This is a genomic window from Ruegeria sp. O11 (assembly GCF_056535285.1).
Genome location: NZ_JBQERS010000004.1, coordinates 18,163 through 43,315, shown reverse-complemented (window position 1 = coordinate 43,315; position 25,153 = coordinate 18,163). Strand labels below are relative to the sequence as shown.

Below are 25,153 nucleotides of genomic sequence, written 5' to 3'. Positions count from 1 at the left end.
TGAGTTATTAGACTCACCGCGCAAACTTCTTATGCTTCAACCGCTTGGGCTCCAGCGCGTCCGGGCCCAGACGGCGCTTTTTGTCTTCTTCGTAATCTTCGAAGTTGCCCTCGAACCACTCCACATGCGCGTCCCCTTCGAACGCCAGAATATGCGTGCAGATCCGGTCGAGGAAGAAGCGGTCGTGTGAGATGACGACGGCGCAGCCGGCGAAATCGACAAGGGCGTCTTCCAACGCGCGCAGGGTTTCGACGTCCAGATCGTTGGTCGGTTCGTCCAGCAGCAGGACGTTGCCGCCCTCTTTCAGTAGGCGGGCCATGTGGACGCGGTTGCGCTCACCACCTGACAGCAAGGAGACCTTCTTCTGCTGGTCGCCGCCCTTGAAGTTGAAGGACGAGCAATAGGCGCGGGAATTGACCTGCGCGTCACCCAATTGGATGATCTCGGCGCCGCCGGTGATCGCCTCCCACACGGTGTCGTTGTCCTTGAGGTCATCTCGGGACTGGTCGACATAGGACAGCTCGACCGTGTCGCCCAGCGTGATGGTGCCGCTGTCGGGCTGCTCCTGACCGGTGAGCATCTTGAACAGCGTTGATTTACCGGCACCGTTGGGGCCGATGACGCCGACGATGCCGCCGGGGGGCAGGGCAAAGTCCAGCCCTTCGATCAGTTGCTTGTCACCCATGTGTTTGGACAGGCCCTCGACCTCGATCACCTTGCCGCCAAGGCGCTGGCCGTTGGGGATGACGATCTGGGCGCGGGTCAGCTTTTCGCGTTCGGACTGTTCGGCCAATTCGTTATAGGCGTTGATCCGGGCCTTGGATTTGGCCTGACGGGCCTTCTGGCCCTGACGCATCCATTCCAATTCGCGCTGCAGGGTTTTCTGCTTGGACTTGTCCTCACGCGCTTCTTGCTCCAGCCGTTTGGCCTTTTGTTCCAGCCATGCGGAATAGTTGCCCTCATACGGAATGCCGCGGCCGCGGTCGAGTTCCAGAATCCAGCCGGTGATGTCATCCAGGAAGTAACGGTCGTGGGTGACGATCAGGATGGTGCCCTTGTAGTCGATCAGGTGCTGTTGCAGCCAGGCGATGGTCTCGGCGTCCAGATGGTTGGTTGGTTCGTCGAGCAGAAGCATGTCGGGCGCTTCCAGCAGCAGTTTGCAGAGCGCCACGCGGCGTTTCTCACCGCCCGAGAGGTTGGCGATGTTGGCGTCGTCTGGTGGGCAGCGTAGCGCTTCCATCGACACGTCGATCTGGCTGTCGAGGTCCCACAGGTTTTCCGCGTCGATCGCGTCCTGCAGGGTGGTCATTTCCTCCATCAGCTCGTCCGAGTAGTTCTCGGCGATCTCCATGGCGATCTCGTTGAACCGGTCGACCTTGGCCTTTTTCGCGGCTACGCCCAGCATGACGTTTTCGCGGACAGTCAGCGATTCATCCAGCTGCGGTTCCTGCGGTAGATAGCCGACCTTGGCGCCCTCGGCGGCCCATGCCTCACCGGTGAAATCGGTGTCGAGGCCAGCCATGATCTTCATCAGCGTCGACTTACCCGCGCCGTTGACGCCGACGACACCGATTTTCACGCCGGGCAGAAAGCTCAGGTGGATGTTTTCAAAGCACTTCTTGCCACCGGGATAGGTCTTGGAGACACCCTGCATGTGGTAGACATATTGATAGGCGGCCATGTCGCGTCCTCTGGGTCGGGGAAATTCAGTTGGGACGCTGGATATCCGAGGCGAGCGGGCGGGGCAAGCTGGTGGTATTGTGATTTTTGTTTGGTCGTTTGGTCCGGTAGGACCCAGACGAAATGCAGTGGTGAGGCTTTGACAGAACTTGCGGAACTGATTGCCGGTTGGGCGCAACCGGGCCGGGTGACATGGATCGGTGTACGTTCTGGCCGCAGAGCAGAAATGGATGGGCGCAACGAGGATTGGGTCTCAAACGATGGACTCGACGGTGACCGCGCCCGAGCAGGCAAACGGGCGGTGACGTTGATCCAGCAGGAGCATCTGGCGGCGATTGGGTCTTATCTGGGGCAAGAACCCGTGGCGCCTGAAATCTTGCGGCGTAATCTGGTGGTTTCAGGGATCAATCTGGCGGCGTTCAAGGAGCGGGAAGTGCAGGTGGGGCAAGCCATTTTGCGCTTTAGTGTGATCTGCGCGCCCTGTAGCCGGATGGAAGAGGCGTTGGGCACAGGCGGTTATTCTGCCGTGCGCGGACATGGCGGCTGGCGCGCCGAGGTGGTGCGGCCCGGGCGGGTGGCATTGGGTGATGCGGTTAGGCCGCTGCCGCATTCTCGTGAAGTTTGAAATACTGCACATGCTTAGATCGCAAATAAAATCGGCAATATGTAACCTAGGGCCCATATTAAATTTGAGCTACAAGTAAATTTTATGAAGCCTTTTGTATCGCGAATACTATGCGCTGTAGTTTTTCTGGCTCCCGGGGCGCTCTTTGCTCAGACTTTTACTACTGGCAATTCTAAAGGAGTTTGGGGTGTTTTTGAGGATGGTGACTATTGCTGGATGGCTACTAATTCACCGGTAAACCTACGCGACAGATGTTGCTGATGATCGATACAAATAGTGAACCAGTGGTATTGCTACGGGCAGATGCGGCGGAGCGATTTAGCCAATGGGATGGATTGCTTCTGCGAGCTGGTTCTCAGACCTTTCCGATAGTCCCTGACGACGGATGGGCTTTGGCGGTATCAAAGTCTGATCATAAGAAAATCGTTTCAGCAGTGCTGAATACAGAAAGAGTTTTCTTTGAAGGTACGGCGACCATTTTCAAACCAACACGCAAGTTCGAAGGTTACTTCGAGACAAAGCACGCCAGTAGGGCAATTGCCGCAATGAAGAAAAGATGCGTTTGGTGCGCTGATTGACAACCCGCTTCAGTTCTGAACATCAGCAGGATATGGAACACTATGACATTCCATATGCGCGGCCCGGGCAGGTCGTGGGGTTGTTCGGGGGGTCGTTTGATCCTCCGCATCAAGGCCATGTGCATGTGACGCGTGAGGCGATGAAGGCGTTTGGGTTGGATCGGGTGTGGTGGCTGGTGTCTCCGGGGAACCCTTTTAAGGAGCGGGGACCTGCACCTCTGGCGCAGCGGATGATGGCGGCACGCGCTGTGATGCAGCATCCGCGTGTTGAGGTCACGGATATCGAGGCGCTGACGGGGACGCGGGCGACGGCGGATACGCTGGCGGCGTTACGGCACCTTTATCCTCAAGTGCGGTTCGTTTGGCTGATGGGTGCGGATAATCTGGCGCAGTTTCATCGCTGGAAAGACTGGCGGCAGATCATGGACAGTGTGCCGGTGGGCGTTGTGGCGCGGCCGGGGGACCGAATTTCGGCCCGGATGTCACCGGCGGCGCGGCTTTATGCCAAATACCGCATAGACGGGCAGGCGCGGCATTTGCTGGGGCGGGCAGAGGCTCCGGCCTGGTGTTTTGTGAACGTGCCGATGGTCGATGTCAGTTCGACCGAGTTGCGCAATCGCGGCGATTGGAGCGATGGGGTGTTGCCGGAATGACTCCTCTTGGCGCATAATCTTAATCTAGTGATTGTCTGCATTTAAGCTCTGGGATTCTAATAGACCCATGGTTGATCGTATTTCGCGTCGTTTGTTTCTGGGTGGATTAGGGGCGTCTCTGGTTCCGGGCACGGGTCAGGCCGAGGCGCCTTTGGTATCCTTGCGTCCTGTGCTGCGCGGGCCGCAGCCCAGCGGGGCCGAGCGGCTGGTTAAAGCGGCGGGGCTGAGGGGCGAAGTTGTCTTTGCCGTGGCCGACGTTGAAACCGGAACCCCGCTGGAGGTATATGGCGAAGGCCAAAGCCTGCCGCCCGCCAGTGTCGCCAAGGCGTTGACCGCGCTTTACGCGCTGGATGTGCTGGGGTCGGAGCATCGGTTTGAAACCACCTTGATCGCGGATGGACCGATCGAGAATGGCATTCTGAAAGGCGACCTGATCCTTGCAGGTGGTGGGGATCCGCTACTGGATACAGACGCACTGGCCACCATGGCAGCCAATCTGCGCAAGGCCGGAATCACCGAGGTTCGGGGCGCTTTCAAAGTCTATGATGGTGCGCTGCCTTACGTCTTCAGCATCGATCCGGGGCAGCCGGATCATCTGGGCTATAGCCCGTCGATCAGCGGGATTTCCCTGAACTTCAACCGCGTGCATTTCGAGTGGAAACGCGAGGGCACCGGCTATAGCGTGACCATGGATGCGCGCAGCGCAAGTTACACGCCGTCGGTGGATATGGCATCGATGCGAGTCGAGAATCGCAGTCTGCCGATTTACACCTATCAGCCAAGCGCGCGGCAGGATCGTTGGACCGTCGCCAAAGGGGCGCTGGGCAATGGCGGGGCACGCTGGCTGCCGGTGCGCAAGCCTGCGCTTTATGCCGGGGACGTGTTCCGCACGTTGGCACGGGTGAACGGGATTGTACTGGGCCGGGTTCAGGTGACGCGGCAGGCATCGCAAGGGACAGTTCTGGTCGTGCATCAGAGCGACCCGTTGGAAAGCATCCTGAAGGGGATGTTGAGATATTCGACCAATATAACCGCTGAAATGGTGGGCCTGGCGGCGACCAAAGCGCGCGGGGTTGCACCGCAGAGCCTTGAAGAGTCCGCCACTGAAATGAACCGCTGGGCGGCCGCGCGTTTTGGTGCGAATGGGATCACGATGGTCGATCATTCCGGCCTTAGCGGAGCGTCGCGCATGGCCCCCGCCGGTCTGGTCAAAACGCTGGTGGCTGCGGGACAATCAGAGGAGCTGCGGCCATTGCTTCGGTCCTTTACTCTGGCCGACAAAAATGGGCAGCCGGTCAAGGATCATCCGATCAAGGTCGACGCAAAGACGGGGACGTTGAACTTCGTCTCGGGTCTTGGGGGTTATATGACAACGGCAGATGGAGTTGATCTGGCCTTTGCGATCTTCACCGCCGATACCGCGCACCGCGCCACGATCCCGCGAGCATCGCGCGAGCGCCCGGACGGCGCGCGGCCCTGGAACCGTCGGTCCCGCAAATTGCAACGCAATCTGATTGAGCGCTGGGGTGCGCTCTACGGCAGTTAGGTTGTATGCCGCGCCCGGGCCCCGCGTTCGATGGCGGCGGCGTGCAGGCGGTCGATGCTCAGCTCGTACCGGATTTCTTCCAGCAAGCGCAGTTCGGTTTCGGCCAGTGTGCCATCTGCGGCGGCGACGTCACACGCCAGCGCATATGCGGTTTCGTTCAGGCGTTCGGGCAGGTTGTCACGGATCAGTCCGAACAGGGCATCCAGCCCGTCTTCCTGTTCAAACAGATCAAACACGATCTGCGAGACGCGGCGGGTACGGTCGATATCGTAGCCTGCAAACACCGGCAGCATGTTGACCGCGCCTTCAATCTTGACCAGCTCGGCGGTGCGGATGTTCTCGTCCGATGCGGAAACCGCCACCATGATCGCCACAAGGCAATCCTGCGGAGACATCGGGTGTGGGGTTTGCTCGGTCATGGGTTTGTCCTGAATGATACGTCTGTTGCCGCACGATAGGAGGGGGTGCGGCGAGGTTCAACTAGTAGTTTGATGTAGTTGCAATCGACCTGAGGGGTGAGTGGCTCTTTGGGTGAGAGATGAGTATCTGCTTAGAGCCCATTCCTCCCACAAACGCGTGTCGCGGCGAAAGTCTGCATTGAAACACGCCGCCTCCCCAAAAAAGACCGCCGTCCATATTGACGCGACTCGTTTGAATGCCTATTTGACCGTCTCGTCTGAGGCGTAGCGCCTCGCATTATGGAGATTTTATGAAAGAGTCCCGGGCCTAACGCCCGTTCCTGGCGAAGCAAATTCAGGAACACCAACATTGATAGGCACACTCAAGCGCAACGCTGAGTGCCCTGTTTCTGTACTTTCGTAAAATCGAGACATCCCAATGAATATCTCAAAGCACGAGCAACGTGTTTTGCATGAACTCGCCCTTGGCGGGTCCATCCAATATGAACGCCAGCCAAACGGCAAAGTACATGATGTCACCTGCTATACGCGCAGCGGTCATGTGCTGTCTGACTGCACCCTAAATATCTTTCAGCGTCTTCTTAAAAAACGCCTGATCCGTTCGAAAAACGGTGCCCCCTATCGCGCGTCTGCACTGGGGATCAAATCCGTACGAGCCCAAATGAATCAACGATAGGAGAACACCATGAAAAAAACAGACATCGACGCCATTCTGGACATCCACCGACAAGCTTTTGGTCAAGCGGATGGAGAAGCTGAGGGGGAAGCGATTGCGCAACTTGCCGAAGACTTCCTCGACCATCCGGACACAATCTCGATCAGTGTTGAACGAGAGGGGAAGCTCGCAGGCAACGTGCTTTTCACGCCATTTGCATTCACGGACCACCGCGATACCAAATGCTACCTTTTGGCCCCTTGCGGAGTGTCGCCGTACCATCAGGGTACAGGTGTCGGGAAAGAATTGATGGAGACCAGCATCGAGCACCTAAAATCCATCGGGACCGACGCCGTGTTCGTGTTGGGTGTCCCGACCTTCTATCCCCGCTACGGGTTTGTCCCAACCAATAAGCAGACGCCTTATCCGGACCTGTTGACGGCCCCCGAGGCATGGATGGCGCTTGAGTTGACCGAAGGCACCGTCGGGAAATTGAGCGGTAAAACGCAGGCGATCCCGCAGTTCATGGATGCGCGTTGGTGGGATACGTCGCAGCACGGCTGATCGAATAGCGTATACTCAATGCAAAAACTGAACCAGGCATTCGCCTCGAATTGGAGAATGTCTGGTTTGTCCGCGTAGCGGATATTGGCGGGTTCTGGGAAATACCGTTTGTTTAGTTTTCAGACGTATGGAACGATGAAATCCCCACCCCTTTATTGACTCATACTGCACCTGCACAATAACAGGGGCCGGTCCGGGCGCATGGGGTGTCCGGCACGTTTCCCGATGGAGTATCCAAATGTCTGACCTGCGTGAAACCGCGATGACGTCCAAGGCGTGGCCGTTTGAAGAGGCGCGACGTTTGCTCAAACGGTATAAGCAGGGCGCTCCGGAGAAGGGATATGTGCTGTTTGAGACAGGCTATGGCCCCTCGGGACTGCCGCATATCGGTACCTTTGGCGAGGTGGCACGGACCACGATGGTCAAGCGCGCGTTTGAGGCGCTGTCGGATATTCCAACCAAGTTGATCTGTTTCTCGGACGATCTGGACGGGATGCGGAAGGTGCCGACCAATGTGCCGAACCCCGAAGCGCTGCAGGACTATTTGCAATGCCCGCTCACCTCGGTGCCGGATCCGTTTGGCACGCATGACAGCTTTGGTGAGCATAACAACGCCATGCTGCGCCGGTTCCTCGATACCTTCGGGTTCGAGTATGAGTTCTATTCGGCGCGCGAGTTTTACCGCTCGGGCCAGTTCGACGAGATCCTGAAGCGTGCCGTTGAGAACTATGACAACGTGATGGCCATCATGCTGAAAAGCCTGCGGGAAGAACGTCAGCAGACCTACTCGATTTTCCTGCCGATCCATCCCGAGACAGGGCGGGTTCTGTATGTGCCGATGAAGAAGGTTTGCGCCGAGAACTACACTGTCACCTTTGACGACGAGGACGGCAAGGAATGGACGCTGCCCGTGACCGGCGGGAACGTCAAGCTGCAGTGGAAGCCGGATTTCGGCGCGCGCTGGGCCGCGCTGGGTGTTGATTTCGAAATGTATGGCAAGGAACACGCAACCAACGAGAAGATCTATGACGCGATCTGCCGGGCCTTAGGTGGACGTGCGCCCGAGCATTTCAGCTATGAACTGTTCCTCGATGAGAACGGCCAGAAGATTTCGAAGTCGTCCGGCAATGGTGTATCGATTGACGAATGGCTGACCTATGCACCGACCGAGTCGCTGGCCTATTTCATGTATCAGAAGCCGAAGACGGCGAAGCGGATGCATTTCGATGTGATCCCGAAGGCGTATGATGAGTATCATCAGCAGTTGCGGGCTTATCCTGGGCAGGACCTGAAGGCGCAGCTGAATAATCCAGTGTGGCATATCCATGGTGGGAATGTGCCCGAGTCCACGCTGATGGTTCCCTTTGCAATGCTGCTGAATCTGGCGTCGGTATCCGGGGCTGAGGACAAAGAGGCGTTGTGGGGCTTCATTCGCCGGTATGCGCCTGAGGCCACGGCCGAAACGCATCCTGATCTGGATCAGGCGGCGGGCTTTGCGGTGCGCTACTTCAACGATTTCGTCAAGCCGACACGCCAGCATCGCGCGCCGACGGATCAGGAGCGTGAGGCGCTGGAAGCATTGAGGGCGGCCTTGGAAGCCTATGACGGGCCGATGGAAGACGAGGCACTGCAATCGGTGGTCTATTCCATCGGTCGCGAGCGGTTCGATCCGATGCGCGGCTGGTTCACGGCACTTTACGAAGTGCTGCTGGGGGCTTCGCAAGGGCCTCGGTTTGGTGGGTTCATCGCGCTCTATGGTGTGCCAGAGACGATTGCTCTGATCGACATGGCGCTGGCCGGAGAACTGTCCTGATTTGACCTGATCCAGTGTGGGGCTACCCTTGCATCAGGAGGTGGCCCCATGCGTCGACTTTTGCTTGCTTTATCCCTGAGTGCCGGACTAGCATCCGGAGCCTTCGCGCAGAATGCGGAGATCGAGGCCAATATCTCGGCCCAGATACAGGCCTTCAAGGCGGATGATTTTGCCACCGCTTTTACCTTTGCGAGTCCCAACATTCAGCGCTTATTTGGCGACCCGGACAATTTTGGGGTGATGGTGCGCCGCGGTTATCCGATGGTCTGGCGACCGGCGGAGGTGCGGTTTCTGGAGTTGCGCGAGATAAGCGGTGCCTTGTGGCAGAAGGTCATGATCACGGATGTTGACGGACGGGTGCATTTGTTGGACTATCAGATGATCCAGCAGGAAAACGGCTGGAAGATCAACGGTGTACAATTGCTGGGCAACTCCGACCCGGCAGCCTGAGGCAACACCACCGTTACGGTGGTAAGAGCGACGATTAATCCCTTTTCGATACTCAGACCCATGCGCTTGGGCCATGGCCCGGGCGATTTCGGGTTTTGGCGCGCGAGCTTGGCGCGATTGGGAAAGGGATTTACATGAACAAGGCAATCACCGACGGCATCGTGTTCATGCCGCCCGCCTATGCGGCTGGTCTTGGGGTCTGGTCCAGTGGCGACGGTACACCGGGTTCTCCGACCTATGAAGGGTCGGGTACGGGCGTATTTGTCCCGGCGGACGCGGATTTTGCGGGCTGTCTGGAGATTTACAAGACGGCAGAGCCTCAGCGTCTGCGGTACATGGGGCAGACGCCTTTATTGCCGGGTTGCTATTTGCAGATAAAGGCGCGGGTGAAGGCGATCAGCGGGCCGCTGCCCGAGGTGCGGATCGCGGGCTGGGCCGGTGGTGCCGGAGATGCGCATGTGGACGGGTTGGTCGAGCAGGGCCCGGCGGTGCAGCTGACCGGCTATGGCACCGTGCATGAGGTGACGGCCATCGTGGGCACTGGTCTGCGCCCCGGTGTCGATATGCCGTGGGGCAATGCGGCGATTTATGGTCATTTTGGTCTGGATATTGAAAGCACAAACGGTGCGGTGGTGCGGGTGGATGATATCGAGATCACCGATATGACCTCGGTCTTCCTGCGCGACATGATCGGTTTGGTCGATGTGCGTGATTTTGGGGCGGTCGGGGATGGTGTCACCGATGACTCGGCGGCGTTTGAAGCGGCGGATCAGGCGGCGAACGGGCGCAAGGTCTACGTGCCACAGGGTGAGTTCCGGCTGGAAGAGAACACTAATATGGCATCCGAGGTCTCGTTCGACGGCACCGTGACGATGCCGGTCGACAAGATGCTGCTGTTGACCAAGAATTTCGATCTGCCGACCTATATCACCGCCTTTGGTGACGAGATGCTGGCGTTTAAAAAGGCGTTTCAGGCGCTGTTAAATAGCTCGGACCATGAATCGCTGGATCTGGGTGGGCGCAAGATTGCGGTGACCGAGCCTATCGATATGGCGGCGGCTGTGCCGAACCGAACGGGCTATGCCACCCGTCGCGTAGTGCGTAACGGGCAGTTTGACGTCAAAAGCAGCTCGAACTGGGATACCGAAACCTTCACCTCGATCGCGACCTACAGCCCGTCTGATCCCGATACGCTGACCAACGTGGCCAACGTGGCCAACATTCCGGTTGGGTCTCTGGTCACCGGCAGCGGTGTCGGGCGTGAGGTTTATGTGCAGTCGAAAAACGAAAGCACCGGTGAGATCACGCTGAGCGCGCCAACCTATGATGCGGCGGGTACGCAGGCCTTCACCTTTACGTCGTTTAAATACCTGCTGGATTTCAGCGGCTTCAGCGCGCTGCAAAAGTTCAACATGGAAGGGATCGAGTTCCAGTGCAACGGGCGATGCAGTGCTGTCCGACTGTCACCCGGTGGGAACACCTTTGTGCTGAAGGACTGTTTCATCAGTCGTCCGAAGGATCGCGGCGTTACCTCGATCGGGCGCGGATGTCAGGGTATGCTGATTGATGGCTGTCAGTTCCTGTCGACCGAGGAAAGTCTGGATGTGCCGGATCGCAGTTCGATCGCACTGAACGCCAATGCCAATGACGTCAAGCTGCGCCATAACCGGGCGACCCGGTTCCATCATTTCGCAGTGCTGAGCGGCGACAACAATCTGGTCCTGGGCAACCACTTTTTCCAGGGCGACAACGTGGCCAACGGGGTGCGCAATGCCGGGTTGGTTATCATCGGCGGCTACAACAGTTCGTCCATCGCCGAGAACTATGTCGATAACTGCTTTATCGAATGGACCAATGAGCATGACGCGAACCCGGATTACTTCACCAGCTTTTCATTCAGCGCGCTGAGTATCACGGATAACATTTTCTACGCCAGTGATGTTGCCCCCTGGTTCAGCTATCTGGTGATCCGCCCCCATGGCACGGGTCATTTCCTGAACGGGCTGACCGTGACCGGGAACAAGTTCCGCGTCAACAATGTGCGGATCGACCGGGTGGATCGGGTCGATACCAGTTTTGCCGATCTCGACCCGGAACGGCACAAGAGAGTGTGTTTTGAGAATAATACGTTTCACGGCATCGATACGCCCTGCGCCAATCCGTTGAGATTGCAGCATACGCAGAGTTCTCCGTCTTCGGCCTGGACCGTCAGTTCGCAGGGGCAGTTACCGTTTGGGGGCCGCGCTCGCGGATGTGATTCGGTTGTGGCCCTGGGCAGTCTCAGGAACGCATCGAACGCGATACGCTATACCGCGCCATATGTTGAACTGAGACAGGGTGCGAGTCAGAGCGATATACGCCTGCGCTGGTCCGAAGGCTTGCGCGGGGCAGTCTCGACTATCCTGCGGACCGATACCTGATTGACGTGGCGGGCTGCCCAGTTTTGGGCGGCCCATCTTCAATGGCTGCGCCACAGGGCGAATTTGATTCCGATATTGTCATCGGCTGAATTGCGTTCAGCACCCAGAATCCAGGTTAGGTTGCCTTTTTTCGGGCGATACATCAGCGAGGGACGTACCCGCCAATACCAAGGGTGATCTGAAATATACGAGGTTTCTATCTGCAAGAGCGGGTCAATGCGCCGTCCCGAGGACAGGCCAGCCGTGAAATCCAGCTTGCGGATTAGAGCCTCATGCGTGCGGTTTTCGAGCACGGCGTCGATATTGATCCATCCGCCCCCCAATCCGGTTTGAATCCCTTTGCCATATGAGAGTGTTGTTTTGTACATCGCCCAGGCATCGTATTGACGGTGATGTGTACCCACGCCAAACTCGGCGGCAAATCGGCCTGCTTGCCCGAGGTCAGCGATCGGAAAGCGGGCGAAAACCAACGCATGTCCATACAGATCCTGATGCTCTTCGGCATCGAGGCCTATGGTCAGTTTTGGTCTCAGCCCCCATTCGGCATAAAGCGCGGATTCATATTTGTAGATACCGTCATCTTCTTTGAAAGCGGTCACCGAGAGCGCGGTGAAGCTTGAGCCTTTTTCGCGCAGCCACGCCCCGGCCCAAGCCGGAGTGCTCACTAAAAAGACCAACAGATAGATGAAAAACTGACGCGCCATGCCTGCAGCATCGGCAGTCATGGTTAACGGATGGTTATTAACTTGTTGAGGTTTGATAAAGTTCTTGAAACGCAGGCGCACTTAACTGCAGGAAATGGATTGCGTTTCCTGAAGCTGTGCTAGGCTGGGGGTAGCTACAAAGGAGAAGCCAGATGCCGCAGATTTCCAAAACCGACAGTTATCAGACCGTCATTACCACATTTGAGATGACGCCCGGAACCTGCCAGGATCTTCTTGAAGCGCTGACGGATGCCTATGCCGAGTTCATCTCAAAACAGCCGGGGTTTATTTCCGCCGGGCTGCATGTGAATGACGCCCAAACCCGGATTGCAAATTACTCGCAATGGGAGCGGCGCGAAGACTTTCTGGCGATGCTGCGTACGCCGGAAATGCGGGAACGAAACCGCCGCATCAACGAGCTGTGTAAGAGCTTTGAGCCGGTGATGTATGACGTTGCCGAAACATTCGGCGGTTCCTGACCTGAATCAAGGCGCGCTGTGGCGAGGCAGGGCAAGATGCTGGCGCAACCACGGAGGCACAAGCCATGTACCACAACATCCTTGTCCCTATTTCATTTGATGCCGAACGCGACAGTTCGGCGGCGATGAAACTGGCAAAGTTGCTGGCAACCCCACAGGCGCAGATCACTCTGCTGCATGTGGTCGAGCACATTCCGGATTATGCGATCTCATACATGCCGGCGGAATATCTTTCAGAGACACGCAAAGCGCTTCAGGCTGAGCTTGATACGCTGGCTGCTCGATTACCAAATGCCCAAGGACAGGTGATCGAAGGTCACTCTGGCAGAACAATTCTGGATTGGGCCGAAGTGAACAAGCCCGACCTGATCATTCTGGCCTCGCACCGGCCTGGCATGCAGGATCTGCTGTTGGGGTCAACCGCGACCCATGTGGTACGGCATGCAAAATGCGCAGTGCATGTGGTGCGGTGACGGAGTAGGTTTTTTTAGCTCGGTATGGCCATGGCTTTGCCACATACAGGGTGTATAGCTGCCTCAATGACGACCGGAAATACAAATGATGAGATTGGCCTTAGTCCGCGGATGACAAGGCGGCAATGGCGTGCGGATGAGATGCGTCGGAAAGCTCTGTCGCCGCTGCGAATTCTGCTGATGGTGCTTGCGCTGCCGTTGACAATCGGAATGATCACGATCGGAGTGTATTTGCGCATCTCGGACTACGAGCGTCATGAAGCTGTGATCCATCTGGTGGCGCTGGCGGGCTGTGACACGGTGCAGCGGCTTGTTCCGGGGCCATTTTTTGAAGGCCGGCCGGGCTATCACAAGCGAAATGACCCCGATGGTGACGGTGTTGCCTGCGGCACCCGTGGTCTGCAACGGCAACGAACGACTGCGATGCCGGGAACTGCCGGGAACGCACCGCGGCAAACTCAGGCACCGCGTGAGCGAACCGTTGGAACCGCGAAGTTCCTCAAACCCTGATGATTATCCCTTCATGGCTTGCAATAACTCCAGCAGGCGCTTGCGGTCATCATCATTTGTGTAATCCCCAGTCGCCAGACGTTCCGCGATGCGCAGGCGCAGGCGTTCCTGCTGGGTGCGGACCTCTTCTCCGGCGGTTTCGGCTAGAGTTTTCATAATCATCGCCACCGCTTGCTGGCGCTTGGTGGTGGGATTGGCGATGTAGTCGACCAGGCTCTGTTGACCGGAATCGAGGATATTTTCGGCCAGATCACGCAGTTGATCGCCATTGGGCAGCAGCGGGACAGGAGCGTCCGTGGGTGGCAGGATTTCCGGCACGCTGCGCGGGGTTTCGGCCAGCGCGTTCGCACCGTCAACAAAGGCTTCGGTGATCATCCGGGTGATCTTGATCGCGCGCGGGTCCTTGAATAGGGCCGAAGCGATGGCCACGCCGTAATCGGTATAGACCCACGGATTAACCCGCCGCCCACCGCGGCCCTTGGGTTTTGAAATCACATTCTGTGATTGCAAATCAGCAACCTCAGTATCGTTCAGCTGAAAACGGTAGCCCTCGAACAGATCCTTGTTGCGCGAGACAGCCTGATTGAAAGCGCTGACGGACTTTCCGTAGAACTGCGCCAGATCCTCGGCCAGCACCACGCGGGTGCCGCGCACCCGGTGAATGGCGCTCTGGACTTCATGCGTGCTGGGCAGGGTGTTCGGGTTCGTCATGGCAACCGTTTGGAATCACAATTTGTGATGTCAAACGTGGAGGAGCACGCTCTGGGCTGCAACCCTGAAGTGTTGGTACCCAAATGTGGTTGAGGCGTCAGGTTGAAAATACGCGGAAATCCCAAGTATCAATGCGAGATTTGGTGCCGCCGTGCTAATTTGCAGGGGGTGAGGCCGTTCCGGTCGCGCCCCATGGCAATTTTGCCCGACGAGGGAGGAAAGTGATGTTTGCACGTATTACCCAATACAAAATGAAGCCCGGCACGCGCGAGGCGGCGACGGCGAAGATGAATGATCTGAAATCCGAAATCATGGGCATGCCCGGCATACATAGTTTTACCAATGTGATGAACGAGGATGGCTCGGGCTATGTGATTTCGGTGGTGGAAAGCGAAGCGACCTCGAACGCGAACGCGCCCAAAGTGGCCGAGCTATGGGGCCATTTCGCCGAATTCATGGAAGGCCCTCCCTCTCCGGTTGGATATGATGTGATTGCCCATTGGGATAAGGGCTAATTGGCAGGGCGGGGTTTTCCCGCCCTCTTTTTGACGAGGTGAAGCATAGGGTTTTACCCTATCACGAGTTTGGGCTGCTTCGGAGTGATGGGGCGAAACTCCATTCTACGCTTGCTGCGCCGATCCTCGGTCAACACTACGCGGGTGCCGCGCACCCGGTGAATGGCGCTCTGGACTTCATGCGTGCTGGGCAGGGTGTTGGGTTTCGTCATGGCATCCGTTTGGAATCACAATTTGTGATTTCAAACGTGGAGGAGAGAAAGCTACGCTGCAACCTTGAAGTGTATGGCTATCGTCAATCGAGACAGGACTTGAGCTAGCGTCAGCCGCTTGCCTTGCCCAAATAGGCAAGCCGATAGGCGAGCGCGACACCGCCCGCGCCACCGACTACATTACCGACCGTGACCCAAAAAAGGTTGCTGATGGTGGCGCCCCAACCGAGTTTGGCACCTGCTAGCGCACCCTGAGGCAGCAGGTACATATTAGCGATCGAGTGTTCGAGACCCAACAGAACAAACGTCGCAATTGGCCAGAGTATTGCCATGACCTTTCCCACGACCGATCTGGCGGCGAAGCTCAGCCAGACTGCAAGGCAGACTAAGGCGTTGCACAGAATGCCTCGCATAAAGGCTTGCGTTGGAGAGAGATCAATCTTGCCATTTGCGATCGCTGCAGCAGTAGCCCCCATTGGTCCTTCCAGCAAACCGCTTGCAGCGCAAGCCAGGACTAGTGCGACGGCTCCGATTAAATTCCCGAGATACACGAATCCCCAGTTCCTCAACAGGTCACGCATCGAGATTTTTCGATCCACTGCCGCGATGGTCATCAGCGCGTTTCCAGTGAATAGTTCCGCCCCACCAACGACCACAAGGATCAGGCCCAGAGAAAACACCACCCCACCAAGAAACCGGGCGGGCCCAAATCCGGGATCTACGCCGGTCATAACCATAGTGTAGGCGGCCCCACCGAAGCCGATGAAGACACCTGCGAGTATTGCAAGTGTCAGCGTTTGAACGATGGAAAGATGTGCCTTTGCGACACCAGATGTTTCAACCAGTTCTGCAATCTGTGCAGGTTTGTAAGCGTCTACGCCGGTTGGATTGTGAGCCTTCATGCGTTGCACACTGCCAACATATTCATGTTTCGACATTGATCCGGATCAAGGCCACGCGACAAAGTACAGAGGTTCAGTCCAAGGCTTGTGCCAACTAAACAGCCAACTTGACCTCGACAGCCAATTTTATCCTACCGCTTCCTCCGCTTCACATTCCCACGCCGCTGTCCCGGCCTGCCAGCCGTTGACCGCCCACGCGATTTCACTGCGTCTTCCGAGGCTTTCTCGACCGCCCACTGGCGCGCCATCGGGTCGTCGGCGACGGCGAGGTCGACGGCTTCCAGACGTTTGATCTCATCCCGGATGTTGGCGGCCTCTTCGAATTCCAGGTTCTCGGCGGCTTTACGCATTTGCTCGCGCAACCCGTCCAGATGGGCCTCCAAATTCGCACCGTGCATCGGTTTGTCGATGGTGGCGGTGACGCGGTTCATGTCGACGTCACCTTCATAAAGACCGGCCAGAACGTCCTCGACATTCTTCTTCACCGTCTCCGGGGTGATGCCGTGTTCCTCGTTATAGGCGATCTGCCTGGAGCGGCGGCGGTTGGTTTCGTTCAGCGCGCGCTCCATCGAGCCGGTGATCTTGTCGGCATACATGATCACACGGCCGTCGGCGTTCCGCGCAGCGCGGCCGATGGTCTGGATCAGCGAGGTTTCCGAGCGCAGGAAACCCTCTTTGTCGGCGTCCAGAATGGCGACCAATCCGCATTCGGGGATGTCGAGCCCTTCGCGCAGCAAGTTGATGCCAACCAGCACGTCGAAGGCGCCCAAGCGAAGGTCCCGCAGGATTTCAATGCGCTCCAGCGTGTCGATGTCCGAATGCATGTAGCGGACTTTGATACCCTGTTCGTGCAGGTATTCGGTCAGGTCCTCGGCCATGCGTTTGGTCAGCGTGGTGACCAGCGTTCGGTAGCCATCGGCGGCGACCTTACGCACCTCGTCCAGCAGGTCGTCCACCTGCATGCTGACGGGCCGGATTTCGACCTCGGGGTCCAGGAGGCCGGTCGGGCGGATCACTTGTTCGGTGAAGACGCCGCCGGTCTGTTCGATCTCCCACTTGGCAGGCGTGGCCGAGACGAAGACGGATTGCGGGCGCATGGCGTCCCATTCTTCGAACTTGAGGGGGCGGTTGTCCATGCAGGACGGCAGGCGGAACCCGTGCTCGGCCAGCGTGAACTTGCGCCGATAGTCGCCCCGGTACATGCCGCCGATCTGCGGCACGCTGACGTGGGATTCATCGGCAAAGACGATGGCATTGTCGGGGATGAACTCGAACAGGGTTGGGGGCGGCTCACCCGGCGCGCGGCCCGTCAGATAGCGCGAGTAGTTCTCGATCCCGTTACAGACACCGGTGGCCTCGAGCATTTCCAGATCGAAATTGGTGCGCTGTTCCAGACGTTGGGCCTCCAGCAGTTTGCCCTCGCCGACCAGTTGATCCAGCCGGATGCGGAGTTCCTTTTTGATCCCGATGATCGCTTGGTTCATCGTCGGCTTGGGCGTCACGTAGTGCGAATTCGCATAGACGCGAACTTGCTCCATCGTCGCGGCACGTTCACCGGTCAGCGGGTCAAACTCGGTGATGGTTTCCAACTCTTCGCCGAAGAATGAGAATTTCCAAGCACGGTCCTCAAGGTGGGCGGGCCAGATTTCCAACGAGTCGCCACGTACCCGGAAGGACCCGCGCTGAAAGGCCTGATCGTTGCGGCGGTACTGCTGGGCAACCAGATCGGCCATCACCTGACGCTGGTCGTATTCGTGCCCAACCTTCAGATCCTGCGTCATTGCCCCATAGGTTTCCACCGAACCGATGCCGTAGATGCATGAGACCGAGGCGACGATGATCACGTCATCGCGTTCCAGCAGCGCCCGCGTGGCCGAGTGGCGCATCCGGTCGATCTGTTCGTTGATCTGGGATTCTTTTTCTATGTAGGTGTCTGAGCGCGGCACATAGGCCTCGGGCTGGTAGTAGTCGTAGTAGGAGACAAAGTATTCGACCGAGTTCTCAGGGAAGAAGCCCCTAAACTCGCCGTAAAGCTGAGCCGCCAGCGTTTTGTTAGGGGCAAGAATGATCGCTGGGCGCTGAGTCTCTTCAATCACCTTCGCCATGGTGAAGGTTTTGCCCGTCCCGGTTGCCCCCAAAAGAACCTGATCACGTTCCCCGTCATTTACACCGCCTGTCAGTTCCTTGATCGCCGTTGGCTGGTCGCCAGCCGGGGCGAATTCGGTGTGCATGACAAACTGCTTGCCGCCTTCCAGTTTCAGGCGCGCGCGCACGTCTTCGGCGGTTAGCTGGGTCTTGTCGGAATGGGCGTAGGGCATAGGCAGGCTCCGGATCAGAACTCTACATTTGTTCTTATTTTGTCCAACTGCAAGGGCTGATCCGGTCTGGGAACCTCTGATTCAGTAATAGGCGGGTTCAGCATCCGGTATGTGATCCGAATTAACCTTGTTGGCCAGTGCCTTCAGGTTGCTGTCAAGAACCTTCGACATCATCATTTTCATCAAGGTCTGCCCTAAAAACCAGCCGAGGGGGCCATATTTCACGGCATAATCCATGCTCCAGATCACCCGGGTGCTAGCCCCGTCCAGCGGTTTGATTGCGATCGTGGCATGCGCATCGGTTAGGGGCATCGCTGTCATATCGGACAGGCGCACGCTGTAACCTCGGTTGGGGTCCCACTCTGTCACCTCTTCGACCAAAGAGGTTCCGTTCTCAAAGTAACAACGCCGCTTTGACCCAATGCCATTTGCCCCATGCGTCAGGGCCTCGACATATGCGATCTGTGGGGCAATCTCGTCTATCTGCATAAACCGGCTGAGTACCGCCCAGATGGCTTCGGGGGTCGCGTTGATTTCAAGGGTTCGTTCATAATGGATCATCTGCTCAATCCTTTGGCTGATCTTTCGAAAATCATAAGTGTTGCCAATGACAGTTCCTGTCATCAGGATGTTGTTGTGCTCCGCGACAATTGTCATCTTGTCCCGGGCCGCGCTCTGACGCATAAACAAGCCCATCAAGTGAATACGGAGAGGCGACATGCGCGCACGGATTTACCAGCCTTCGCGAAACGCGATGACCTCAGGGATGGCCAAGACCCGCAAGTGGGTTTTGGAATACGCCCCTGCTTCGGCGCGCGAAGTTGATCCGCTGATGGGCTGGACCTCGTCCAATGACACGCAAACCCAGGTGCGTCTGAAATTCGACTCCAAGGAAGAGGCGTTGGACTACGCCAAGGACAACGGCATCGATGCACAGGTGAGCGAACCGCACAAGCGCAAGCCGAACTTGCGGGCCCGCGGCTATGGGGAGAACTTTGCCACAGACCGGCGTGCGCCCTGGACTCACTGACAAGGCATCCTGAATGATCGACATCCGCGAAGCCGATCCCGGCGCCGAGGAAATGCGCGCCATCATTCAAGCCCATTTCGCGCATAGCGCAGCAGCTGGCCCTGCTGAAAGCAATCACACAATGGATGCAGGCTCACTTGCCGCCACCGGAGTGCGATTTTGGGCGCTTTATGAGGACGGCTGCCCGTTGGGGTGTGGCGCGCTAAAGGCATTGCCCGACGGCACCGCCGAGGTCAAATCAGTGCATATCTTGGCCGAGGCACGTGGTAGGGGGCTTGCGAGGGTGATGATGAAACACCTTGCGCAGATCGCGCAAGATGAAGGACTATCTGCGCTGGTTTTGGAAACTGGCGCTGACCATCTGCAAGGCTATGACGCGGCGCGCAAGCTATATGAATCGCTGGGGTATTCATATTGCGGTCCGATTGTAGGTTACGAAAACGACCCAAACAGCGCCTTCATGCGCTTGGCTCTTGAACCCGCCCGCTAAAAGCCGCAAGAAGGGCTCAGCGGTCCCTTAGCTCAACTGGATAGAGCAGCTGACTTCTAATCAGCAGGTTGAGGGTTCGAGTCCTTCAGGGATCGCCACTCCATAACTTCAACACTGAGTATCCGAGGCCGCTTCGGATACTTTTGTGAACCTTCGGGTTGCGGATGAAAAATCCGTCGTATCGGTATGAGATATGGCTTGAGTTAGAGAACGCATTACGACCTGAGTTTGGACAAATTTACGCCCAGAATAGCCAATAGCCGACGCAGAGAAAGTGACGGAATACGGACTGGGATCCAATGAAAAAGATTGCTCTTCTTCTTGCCTTTTTGCCTGCGGCTGCATTTGCAGAAGAACGCGTGTTTGAATGTGACGCGCCGGATGCAGAACATCCGGAAATGGCAGCCAAACTGGTTAAATATGATGGGCAGCAAAAGGGCCACATTACAATAGGTGACATCGACAAAGACGTGGATGTATTCCCAGGCCTCGACACTTTGACCTACCTGTATATTGGCGATGGCTACACACTGCACTACAACGTACACCCGGAAAAAGGCACCTTCGACTACTCGGCTTCAGGCAGTAAATCTGGCTGGGGCAAAGGCGCGTGTCGGGAAATTACGGGGCAATAATTGATTTGAGCGGACGGCGCGGCCAAGGCACTGATTTTGGCCCGCTTTTCAATAGTTCAGGCGCTTATCGCCTTCCAATTCTGGTTGGTGGCGAAATAGCTATCCCTCAGCAATCCAAAGATAGGGGATCCAATAAAATGAAATGCAAGTTCTTGTCGGTCCTCACTTATCAAGCAATAGTGAGCCGATCCAAGAAGTAGTAAAGTAATTAAGCACCAAGGCGGAACTTGGTCGGTGTCATTCCGGTTTGACCTCGGAAGAAGCGGGTGAAATGGGACTTGTCGTGGGTGATGAGAGAGTCGAACTCCCGACATCTTCGGTGTAAACGAAGCGTTCTATCCCAATCCGCACATGCAGCTAAGTGCTGTATCCAACTGCCGCCACCAGCATCCTATTGTAAAGATGTCTCGTGTTGTCAGTAACTTGAGGCTTTCATAATCAATATCAAAGTGCAAGTTGGTAAAAGGACTCCAATCTAACCGATAGTGCGCATAACGGTGGAATTGCCGTTCATGTGCAGCGGTGTTGCAGCGGTCTCTACGTGCCGTGGGGGGGTACGGGGGCAACTGGCCACCCAGTGCGGGCTAGATACCGTCTCAAAAAACGTGCTGCAAAATTTCGTCCGGTCCAAAAGCCGACGTTCAAACGATCCGCAGCTAATGACAATCTCGAGCCCAGAGCAGAAAAATGGCAAAACTGCCTCTCTTGACCGCGGACAACTCGTGTCAGCGAGCGCCTAGTATCAAATTGGGAATTAAGAAATTGCCTTGCGCTTGCGACTTTGCCCCGGCTCGAGCTCACTAAAGCGTGCGGCACCACTCACGACAGAAAAATGAGGAAAAAAGTTTGCATCTAATTATTTTGAATATAACAAGTTAGCACTATCTAGCTGCAGTGTATTTACAAGATACTTTCGCGTTTAGTGAACAAATTTACAAAATTTTGTTTTAAATCCAGTAATTTGTTGTGAAGTTTTCATTTGCCTTTCCATTATTGACTTGCACATAAGTGCGCTTTCGTCTGCTGGAAGAGGAGCCAGACGACGGAAGAAAGAGAAATGGGAGGAATTAATGACCAATAAACCGATCACACGCCGTGGCGTGTTGAAGTCTGGTGCCGTCGCGGGTACCGGTCTGGCCCTGCCTACGATCTTCACTGCTTCGTCGGCTGCTGCTTATACCAACGAACCTACCGGAGGGTCCGTAACCCTGGGCTTCAACGTTCCCCAGACTGGACCGTATGCTGAAGAGGGTAATGACGAGCTACTGGCGCAACAGTTGGCCGTCGAACATCTCAATGGTGAGGGAGATGGGGGTTGCTTGAATACCTTCACCTCGAAGGCGCTGAAAGGCAACGGTATCCTTGGCAAAAAGGTCGAGTTCGTCACAGGCGACACGCAGACCAAATCAGACGCTGCACGTGCATCTGCAAAGTCGATGATCGAAAAAGACGGCGCGATCATGATCAACGGCGGATCGTCCTCGGGCGTGGCGGTTGCGGTTCAAGGCCTTTGCCAAGAAGCAGGTGTGATCTTTATGGCTGGCCTGACTCATGCCAACGACACGACTGGCAAGGATAAAAAAGCCAATGGTTTCCGTCATTTCTTTAACGCGTATATGTCGGGCGCTGCACTTGCGCCGGTGCTGGCTGCCGAGATGGGCAAGGAACGCCGTGCTTATCACCTGACGGCCGACTACAACTGGGGATGGACACAGGAAGAGTCGATCGTCGCGTCTACCGAAGCCTTGGGATGGGAAACGGTCAACACCGTCAAAACACCACTCGCTTCGACGGACTTCTCGTCCTATATCACCCCGGTATTGAACTCGGGTGCTGATGTTCTGGTTCTGAACCACTACGGCGGCAATATGGTGAACTCGCTCACCAACGCAATTCAGTTTGGCTTGCTCGACAAAGTTGCCAACGGCAAGGATTTCAAGATCGTCGTTCCGCTGTATTCGGAACTGATGGCCGCTGGTGCGGGCGAGAACATCAAGGGCGTGCTGGGTTCCATGAACTGGAACTGGCAGCTGCAAGATGAGGGCACCAAAGCATTTGTGAAGTCCTTTGGTGAAAAGTACGGCAAACCGCCGTCCAACTCTGCACAGACCTGCTATGCACAAGTTCTGCTTTATGCTGATGCCTGTGAGCGTGCTGGCACATTCAATCCGTGTGGCGTTGCTGAGGCTTTGGAAGACTTTGAGTTCGACGGTTTGGGTAACGGTCCGACTTGGTACCGTGGCGCGGACCACCAGTGCTTCAAAGACGTGTTGGTCGTTCGTGGCAACGAGAATCCGACCAACGCCTATGACACTCTGGAAATCGTCGAGATCACGCCACGTGCGCAGGTCGAATACGACCCCGAGCATCCGATGTTCGCCGGTGGTTCACTGGGTAAGTGTAACCCGGGCGCGTAAGTCCTCGTGTCTAAGTCTGGCTGCCGAACAGGCGGCCAGACATCTGCAACAGGGTTGATCCTGTTACGCCACTTAATTCACACTGACCAACCCTGAGGTGGGGCCAATGGACGCCATCCTATTGCAAATTTTGAACGGTCTGGACAAAGGGTCGGCCTATGCGTTGATTGCGCTGGGGCTGACGCTCATTTTTGGAACGCTGGGCGTTGTGAACTTCGCACACGGCGCACTGTTCATGATCGGTGCGTTCTGTGCCGTTACTCTGCAAAAGCTCATGAACCTGAGCTTTGCCACCATCGACGAAAGCCAAACCGACTTTCTAGGCAACCCACTGAAGGTTGAAACACCTTATGTCGAGGCTTGGTTCGGCCCAGAGACCGGTGCGACGATCATCGATTGGTCTGTTCCTTTGGCTATCCTGTTTGCGATCCCGATCATGTTAGCAGTGGGCTATGTGATGGAACGCGGTTTGATTAAGCACTTCTACAAGCGCCCTCACGCCGACCAGATCCTCGTCACCTTTGGTCTGGCGATCGTGTTGCAGGAAATCGTGAAGTATTTCTTCGGCGCCAACCCAATCCAAACTCCAGCGCCTGACGCGCTGAGCGGTTCTATCGACCTTGGCACAATGATTGGATTTGACCCCAACGCAATAATCTATCCAATCTGGCGTTTGGTTTACTTTGGATTTGCCGTCGCCATTATCGGCGCCGTTTTCTCATTCCTGCAATTCACCACGTTCGGCATGGTCGTACGCGCCGGAATGGCGGATCGTGAAACCGTAGGCTTGCTGGGTATCAATATCGACCGGCGCTTTACGATCATGTTCGGTATCGCTGCCTCAGTGGCCGGTTTGGCCGGTGTAATGTACGGGCCGCTAAACCCGCCAAATTATCACATGGGGATGGACTTTCTGGTCCTTAGCTTCGTCGTTGTTGTTGTTGGCGGCATGGGCTCGCTGCCCGGAGCTGTGCTGGCTGGCTTTCTGCTGGGCATCCTGGAAAGTTTTGCCTCGACGACCTGGGCCACCACGACAATTCCCGGGATCAATCAAATCATCATCTACCTTGTTGCCATCATTGTGCTTCTGACGCGCCCGCGCGGGTTGATGGGACGCAAAGGCGTGATGGAGGAATAATCGATGTTTGGACTGAACAAAAAAGACACCAGCCTTCTAATCATCGTCGGCCTTCTCACCCTTCTGGCCCCGTTCATCCTGAACCCGTTCCCAGAAGGCAGCGCCATGGCGCAGTTCAACGCGGGTTATCCGGACCTGATGCAGCGTTTTGTTATCTTTGGCATCTTTGCCATCGGGTTCAACATCCTGTTCGGCCTAACCGGATACCTGTCATTCGGTCACGCGGCTTTTTTGGGTGTCGGATCGTACTCAGCCGTGTGGATGTTCAAATTGCTGAGTTACAACATCATTCCGGCTATCGCGCTCAGCGTTGTGGTCGCCGGGGTATTCTCGCTGCTGATTGGGTATGTCAGTCTGCGCCGGTCCGGCATCTACTTTTCGATCCTGACTCTGGCCTTTGCGCAGATGAGTTTTGCATTAGCCTACTCTGTCTTGTCGAACCCCAAGTTCAATCTAACCAACGGGGAAACCGGTCTGCAGGTTTACGCAGACGATCCGCAAATCCTGCAGGGTGCCAACTCACCGGACCTGCCACATCTGTTCGGGCTGCCGATGCGCGCAACTTATACAATGGACGTCGGAGCGTGGAGCTTTGATTTTAACGCGGGATATTATCTTTGTGCGATAGTTATGATGGTGGTGTTCTACTTATCTATCCGCATCTTTCGCTCGCCTTTCGGCATGATGCTACGGGCTGTCAAATCGAACCAGCAGCGGATGAATTACACCGGCCTTAACTCGAAGCCGTACACGTTGGCAGCGTTTGTTATCTCTGGCATGTATGCCGGTCTGGCTGGTGGCTTGATGGCCGCAATGGACCCGCTGGCGGGCGCTGAGCGTATGCAGTGGACCGCTTCGGGTGAGGTCGTTCTGATGACGATCCTAGGCGGTACCGGCACATTGATAGGCCCGGTTCTGGGCGCAGGCTTCATCAAATACTTCGAAAATATCTTCTCTAAGATCAACGACAATGTGTTGCACAGTTGGTTTGCTTTCCTGCCTGATGGGTTGGAGAACGCGGTTGTTTTCGTGATCCATCCGTTCATCGGAAAAGGTTGGCATCTAACGCTTGGCATCCTTTTCATGCTCGTCGTTATCTACCTGCCGGGGGGGCTGGTCGAAGGTGGTCAGCGTTTGCTCAACCGGATCAAACGCAAGAAACCAAAAACCGATGACGCAACGTCTGGCAAGACAGAACCGGCGGAATAAGGGGCGA

Annotated in this window: 27 protein-coding genes and 1 tRNA gene; 20 read left to right on the top strand and 8 right to left on the bottom strand. The window is 56.4% G+C overall.

The window, feature by feature from the left end; all coding sequences use genetic code 11:
* Window positions 1-13 precede the first annotated feature (13 nt).
* A complete protein-coding gene (ettA, locus tag ACRZ91_RS10225; protein WP_010442471.1) occupies window positions 14-1,681 on the bottom strand; it encodes an energy-dependent translational throttle protein EttA in 1,668 nt (555 codons plus the stop codon).
* Window positions 1,682-1,819: 138 nt separating this feature from the next.
* Here ettA and ACRZ91_RS10220 point away from each other — a divergent pair, with 138 nt between their 5' ends.
* From ACRZ91_RS10220 to dacB, 4 genes are all read left to right on the top strand, one after another.
* Window positions 1,820-2,305, top strand: a complete 486-nt coding sequence (locus ACRZ91_RS10220) for an MOSC domain-containing protein (RefSeq protein WP_480904908.1) — start codon at window positions 1,820-1,822, stop codon at window positions 2,303-2,305.
* Window positions 2,306-2,565: 260 nt separating this feature from the next.
* Window positions 2,566-2,883, top strand: coding sequence for a hypothetical protein (locus ACRZ91_RS10215; protein WP_480904905.1), 318 nt, complete (start codon window positions 2,566-2,568; stop codon window positions 2,881-2,883).
* Window positions 2,884-2,915: 32 nt separating this feature from the next.
* Complete coding sequence (locus ACRZ91_RS10210) at window positions 2,916-3,536, top strand: nicotinate-nucleotide adenylyltransferase (protein WP_480905417.1); 621 nt, start codon at window positions 2,916-2,918, stop codon at window positions 3,534-3,536.
* Between the two features lie 67 nt (window positions 3,537-3,603).
* On the top strand, window positions 3,604-5,082 hold the full coding sequence (gene dacB / locus ACRZ91_RS10205; RefSeq protein ID WP_480904903.1) for a D-alanyl-D-alanine carboxypeptidase/D-alanyl-D-alanine endopeptidase: 1,479 nt from the start codon (window positions 3,604-3,606) through the stop codon (window positions 5,080-5,082).
* Here the strand turns inward: dacB and ACRZ91_RS10200 are convergent.
* Window positions 5,079-5,501, bottom strand: coding sequence for a tellurite resistance TerB family protein (locus ACRZ91_RS10200; protein WP_170474479.1), 423 nt, complete (start codon window positions 5,499-5,501; stop codon window positions 5,079-5,081). The two genes, dacB and ACRZ91_RS10200, sit on opposite strands and share 4 nt — an antisense overlap.
* A 418-nt stretch (window positions 5,502-5,919) precedes the next feature.
* Between ACRZ91_RS10200 and ACRZ91_RS10195 the strand changes: the two genes are divergently transcribed.
* From ACRZ91_RS10195 to ACRZ91_RS10175, 5 genes are all read left to right on the top strand, one after another.
* Entirely contained in the window at window positions 5,920-6,177 is a 258-nt protein-coding gene (locus tag ACRZ91_RS10195) for a YjhX family toxin (protein ID WP_480904900.1), read from the top strand.
* A gap of 9 nt (window positions 6,178-6,186) precedes the next feature.
* Window positions 6,187-6,720: a GNAT family N-acetyltransferase gene (locus ACRZ91_RS10190; protein WP_480904897.1), complete on the top strand. Its 534-nt coding sequence runs from the start codon at window positions 6,187-6,189 to the stop codon at window positions 6,718-6,720.
* 238 nt (window positions 6,721-6,958) lie between these two features.
* On the top strand, window positions 6,959-8,533 hold the full coding sequence (locus ACRZ91_RS10185) for a lysine--tRNA ligase (RefSeq protein WP_480904894.1): 1,575 nt from the start codon (window positions 6,959-6,961) through the stop codon (window positions 8,531-8,533).
* A gap of 48 nt (window positions 8,534-8,581) precedes the next feature.
* On the top strand, window positions 8,582-8,983 hold the full coding sequence (locus ACRZ91_RS10180) for a DUF4864 domain-containing protein (RefSeq protein WP_480904891.1): 402 nt from the start codon (window positions 8,582-8,584) through the stop codon (window positions 8,981-8,983).
* 134 nt (window positions 8,984-9,117) lie between these two features.
* Window positions 9,118-11,403: a glycosyl hydrolase family 28-related protein gene (locus ACRZ91_RS10175; RefSeq protein WP_480904888.1), complete on the top strand. Its 2,286-nt coding sequence runs from the start codon at window positions 9,118-9,120 to the stop codon at window positions 11,401-11,403.
* Between the two features lie 38 nt (window positions 11,404-11,441).
* On the opposite strand, the gene ACRZ91_RS10170 is transcribed toward ACRZ91_RS10175, so the two are convergent.
* The gene (locus ACRZ91_RS10170) at window positions 11,442-12,128 is read right to left on the bottom strand and encodes a hypothetical protein (protein WP_480904885.1); all 687 of its coding nucleotides are present in this window, start codon (window positions 12,126-12,128) and stop codon (window positions 11,442-11,444) included.
* 131 nt (window positions 12,129-12,259) lie between these two features.
* Between ACRZ91_RS10170 and ACRZ91_RS10165 the strand changes: the two genes are divergently transcribed.
* The 3 genes from ACRZ91_RS10165 to ACRZ91_RS10155 all read left to right on the top strand — a co-directional run bounded on the left by ACRZ91_RS10165 (window position 12,260) and on the right by ACRZ91_RS10155 (window position 13,569).
* Window positions 12,260-12,586: an antibiotic biosynthesis monooxygenase family protein gene (locus ACRZ91_RS10165; protein WP_480904883.1), complete on the top strand. Its 327-nt coding sequence runs from the start codon at window positions 12,260-12,262 to the stop codon at window positions 12,584-12,586.
* A gap of 65 nt (window positions 12,587-12,651) precedes the next feature.
* Window positions 12,652-13,059: a universal stress protein gene (locus tag ACRZ91_RS10160; RefSeq protein WP_010442458.1), complete on the top strand. Its 408-nt coding sequence runs from the start codon at window positions 12,652-12,654 to the stop codon at window positions 13,057-13,059.
* A 66-nt stretch (window positions 13,060-13,125) separates the two neighbouring features.
* On the top strand, window positions 13,126-13,569 hold the full coding sequence (locus ACRZ91_RS10155; protein WP_480904880.1) for an excalibur calcium-binding domain-containing protein: 444 nt from the start codon (window positions 13,126-13,128) through the stop codon (window positions 13,567-13,569).
* A gap of 3 nt (window positions 13,570-13,572) precedes the next feature.
* Here the strand turns inward: ACRZ91_RS10155 and ACRZ91_RS10150 are convergent, their stop codons facing one another.
* Window positions 13,573-14,280, bottom strand: coding sequence for an ORF6N domain-containing protein (locus tag ACRZ91_RS10150; protein WP_480904877.1), 708 nt, complete (start codon window positions 14,278-14,280; stop codon window positions 13,573-13,575).
* A gap of 224 nt (window positions 14,281-14,504) precedes the next feature.
* Here ACRZ91_RS10150 and ACRZ91_RS10145 point away from each other — a divergent pair, with 224 nt between their 5' ends.
* Complete coding sequence (locus ACRZ91_RS10145; RefSeq protein ID WP_170474503.1) at window positions 14,505-14,795, top strand: hypothetical protein; 291 nt, start codon at window positions 14,505-14,507, stop codon at window positions 14,793-14,795.
* 53 nt (window positions 14,796-14,848) lie between these two features.
* Here the strand turns inward: ACRZ91_RS10145 and ACRZ91_RS10140 are convergent, their stop codons facing one another.
* From ACRZ91_RS10140 to ACRZ91_RS10125, 4 genes are all read right to left on the bottom strand, one after another.
* Window positions 14,849-15,007, bottom strand: a complete 159-nt coding sequence (locus ACRZ91_RS10140; protein ID WP_260024197.1) for a hypothetical protein — start codon at window positions 15,005-15,007, stop codon at window positions 14,849-14,851.
* 110 nt (window positions 15,008-15,117) lie between these two features.
* Window positions 15,118-15,945 (bottom strand): formate/nitrite transporter family protein, encoded by an 828-nt coding sequence (locus ACRZ91_RS10135; protein ID WP_480904873.1) that lies wholly within the window; start codon window positions 15,943-15,945, stop codon window positions 15,118-15,120.
* Between the two features lie 95 nt (window positions 15,946-16,040).
* Window positions 16,041-18,227: an excinuclease ABC subunit UvrB gene (uvrB, locus tag ACRZ91_RS10130; RefSeq protein WP_480904870.1), complete on the bottom strand. Its 2,187-nt coding sequence runs from the start codon at window positions 18,225-18,227 to the stop codon at window positions 16,041-16,043.
* An 81-nt stretch (window positions 18,228-18,308) separates the two neighbouring features.
* Window positions 18,309-18,884: an SRPBCC family protein gene (locus ACRZ91_RS10125; protein WP_480904867.1), complete on the bottom strand. Its 576-nt coding sequence runs from the start codon at window positions 18,882-18,884 to the stop codon at window positions 18,309-18,311.
* Window positions 18,885-18,945: 61 nt separating this feature from the next.
* On the opposite strand from ACRZ91_RS10125, the gene ACRZ91_RS10120 reads away from it, so the two are divergent.
* The 7 genes from ACRZ91_RS10120 to ACRZ91_RS10090 all read left to right on the top strand — a co-directional run bounded on the left by ACRZ91_RS10120 (window position 18,946) and on the right by ACRZ91_RS10090 (window position 25,146).
* Entirely contained in the window at window positions 18,946-19,257 is a 312-nt protein-coding gene (locus tag ACRZ91_RS10120) for an ETC complex I subunit (RefSeq protein ID WP_170544393.1), read from the top strand.
* Between the two features lie 13 nt (window positions 19,258-19,270).
* Window positions 19,271-19,747: a GNAT family N-acetyltransferase gene (locus ACRZ91_RS10115; RefSeq protein ID WP_170544391.1), complete on the top strand. Its 477-nt coding sequence runs from the start codon at window positions 19,271-19,273 to the stop codon at window positions 19,745-19,747.
* Window positions 19,748-19,768: 21 nt separating this feature from the next.
* A tRNA-Arg gene (locus ACRZ91_RS10110) sits at window positions 19,769-19,845 on the top strand.
* Between the two features lie 201 nt (window positions 19,846-20,046).
* On the top strand, window positions 20,047-20,382 hold the full coding sequence (locus ACRZ91_RS10105; protein ID WP_010442450.1) for a hypothetical protein: 336 nt from the start codon (window positions 20,047-20,049) through the stop codon (window positions 20,380-20,382).
* A gap of 1,070 nt (window positions 20,383-21,452) precedes the next feature.
* Entirely contained in the window at window positions 21,453-22,799 is a 1,347-nt protein-coding gene (locus ACRZ91_RS10100) for a substrate-binding protein (RefSeq protein WP_170474534.1), read from the top strand.
* Between the two features lie 106 nt (window positions 22,800-22,905).
* The gene (locus tag ACRZ91_RS10095; protein ID WP_170474536.1) at window positions 22,906-23,937 is read left to right on the top strand and encodes a branched-chain amino acid ABC transporter permease; all 1,032 of its coding nucleotides are present in this window, start codon (window positions 22,906-22,908) and stop codon (window positions 23,935-23,937) included.
* Between the two features lie 3 nt (window positions 23,938-23,940).
* Entirely contained in the window at window positions 23,941-25,146 is a 1,206-nt protein-coding gene (locus ACRZ91_RS10090; RefSeq protein ID WP_170474539.1) for a branched-chain amino acid ABC transporter permease, read from the top strand.
* Window positions 25,147-25,153: the final 7 nt, after the last annotated feature.